Below are 2,546 nucleotides of genomic sequence, written 5' to 3'. Positions count from 1 at the left end.
GTGTCAGCGGGTGGGGCACGCCGGGGTCGGCGGGACAACGGGCTCGACGCGACGGAGTACGCCGTCGCCGGTGACGTGGACCCACGGGTCGGTGAACACCTGCTGGACGTCCTCGCCGCCGGCGGGATCGCCGCGTACCTCCAGCCGTCGGCCGACCTGAACCCGGTGACCCGCACCACCACCGTCCCGGCCCGGCCGGTGGACCGGCTCTACGTCGACCGTTCGCACCTGACCACCGCCCGGGACTACCTCAGCCAACTCGCCGACGGTGACCGGTCGCCGCAGCCGGTCGCCCCCGCCGAGCCGGACATCGACGCCGAGTGGGCCCGGATCGTCGCCGGGTACCACACCGCCCCGGCCGGCGGGACCGTGCCGTGGCCGACCGCCGAGGACATCACCCCGGACCGCCCCGCCGCCACCGAGCCGCCGTCGACCGGGCGCGGTGGCGACGAGGGTGGCGCCACCACCACCGACGTACGCCGGCTCCCGTTCGCCGCCGACATCTCCGGCGTCTCGGTCGGTCGGGACCGGTCCGACGGCTCGCTGCTCGACGGGCTGGACACCTTCGGCGCCGACCTGCCCGACGACCCGGACGAGGGCTACACGCCGCCGCCCCCGCCGCCGCTGCCGCAGATCTCCAAGTACGCGGTGGCCGGTGTCCTGGCGATCACCGTGGGCTTCGCGCTCTTCGTCTTTCCCGAGCTGCTGCCGGTGGACCGGGCGGTGGCCACCCTGCTCGGGTTCACCGGCATTCTCTCCGGTTTCGTCACCCTGGTGTGGCGGCTGCGCCCCGGGGACGAGGAGGACGAGGACCCGGACAACGGCGCGGTGGTCTGAACCGGACAGCGACCGGTCCACCGTCCGGTCCCGCACGGGCGTTCCCGGGGGCCACCGTCCGGCTCCGCACGGGCGCTCCCGACGGGCCACCGTCCGGTCCCGCACGGGCGTTCCCGGGGGCCACCGGACCGCATCGCGGGACAAGGGCCCGACACACCCCGGCGGTAACACTGGTGTAACTTACCGTCAGTAGGAATACGGCTGTACGTCACTCCCCTCCCGGACTGCCCGGTTTCCTCGCCCAGGGTGGTCCCCGCTTGCGGAACGAGATGCCCGGGATGCGACAGAGTTCTCTCGTGGTGGTTGCCAACCGCCTGCCCATCGACGACAGCGTGGCGCCGGACGGCGCCTGCGAATGGCGCCGCAGCCCCGGTGGGCTGGTCAGTGCGCTCCACCCGCTCCTCCGACAGACTCCCGCCACCTGGGTCGGCTGGGCCGGTGGCACCGGCCCGGCGCCCAGCCTCGCCGACGTGGACGGCGTACGGATGCACACCGTGCCGCTGACCGCCGAGGACGTCCGGGACCACTACGAGGGTTTCGCCAACGCCACCCTCTGGCCGCTCTACCACGACGCCGTCGAGCAGCCCGTCTACCACCGCCGCTGGTGGGAGGCGTACCAGCGGGTGAACCGGCGGTTCGCCGAGGCCGCCGCCGACGCGGCCGAGCCGGGTGCGGTGGTCTGGGTGCAGGACTACCACCTGCAACTGGTGCCCGGTCTGCTCCGGGAACTGCGACCGGACCTGCGGATCGGGTTCTTCCTGCACGTGCCCTTCCCCCCGCCGGAGCTGTTCATGCAGCTCCCCCGCCGGGCCGAACTGCTGCGCGGGATGCTCGGTGCCGACCTGATCGGTTTCCAGCGGGCCCAGGCCGCGCACAACTTCGCCCAACTGGTCGCGCACGTGCTCGACGTACCGGCCGACGACCGCCGGATCGCCCTGGACGGGCGGGAGGTGCGGATCGGGGCGTTCCCGGTCTCCATCGACACCACCGAGATGGCCGCCCTGGCCACCCGACCGGACGTGGTGGCCCGGGCCGCCCGGCTGCGGCGGGACCTCGGCGACCCGACGCACGTGATCCTCAGCGTGGACCGGATGGACTACACCAAGGGCATCGAGCAGCGGCTCAAGGCGTACAGCGAACTGATCGCCGACGGACACGTCAAGGTACGCGACACGGTGCTGGTGCAGGTGGCGGTACCGAGCCGGGAACGGGTCGCCCAGTACCAGGTGCTCCGGGACCGGGTCGAACGGGAGGTCGGCCGGATCAACGGCGAGTTCGGGCGGGTGGGCGAGCCGGCCATCCACTACCTGACCCAGCCCTTCGACCGCGCCGAGCTGGCCGCGCTGTACCGGATGGCCGACATCATGGCGGTCACCCCGCTGCGCGACGGGATGAACCTCGTCGCCAAGGAGTACGTCGCCGCCCGGGTGGACGACACCGGGGCGCTGCTGCTCAGCGAGTTCGCCGGATCCGCCGCCGAACTGCCGGAGGCGTTCCTGGTCAACCCGCACGACCTGGACGGACTGAAGCTGACCCTGATGGACGCGCTCCAGGCCGATCCGGCCGACCTGACCGGCCGGATGCGCGCGATGCGGGCCCATCTCAGCCGGCACGACATCCACGCCTGGGCCCGGTCCTACCTGGCCGCCCTGGACTCCTCCGGCTCGCTGCTGACCCGGGTGACCACCCCGGGCTGACCCGTCCCGCCC

General features: G+C 73.1%; 2 protein-coding genes. Both read left to right on the top strand.

Annotated features, from left to right (window positions below):
- A complete protein-coding gene (locus tag GSF22_RS32830) occupies window positions 1–837 on the top strand; it encodes a DUF308 domain-containing protein (RefSeq protein ID WP_208817798.1) in 837 nt (278 codons plus the stop codon).
- A 278-nt stretch (window positions 838–1,115) separates the two neighbouring features.
- Window positions 1,116–2,534, top strand: a complete 1,419-nt coding sequence (locus tag GSF22_RS32825; RefSeq protein WP_208817797.1) for an alpha,alpha-trehalose-phosphate synthase (UDP-forming) — start codon at window positions 1,116–1,118, stop codon at window positions 2,532–2,534.
- Window positions 2,535–2,546: the final 12 nt, after the last annotated feature.

The sequence above is a fragment of the Micromonospora echinofusca genome (assembly GCF_017614955.1).
In the GTDB taxonomy this organism is placed as follows: Bacteria; Actinomycetota; Actinomycetes; order Mycobacteriales; family Micromonosporaceae; genus Micromonospora; species Micromonospora echinofusca_A.
This window is presented reverse-complemented; position numbering and strand designations above follow the sequence as displayed.

Coding starts and splice junctions, on each gene's coding strand:
- GSF22_RS32825 (WP_208817797.1), top strand. CDS start 1,116: ATGCGACAGAGTTCTCTCGTGGTGGTTGCCAACCGCCTGCCCATCGAC.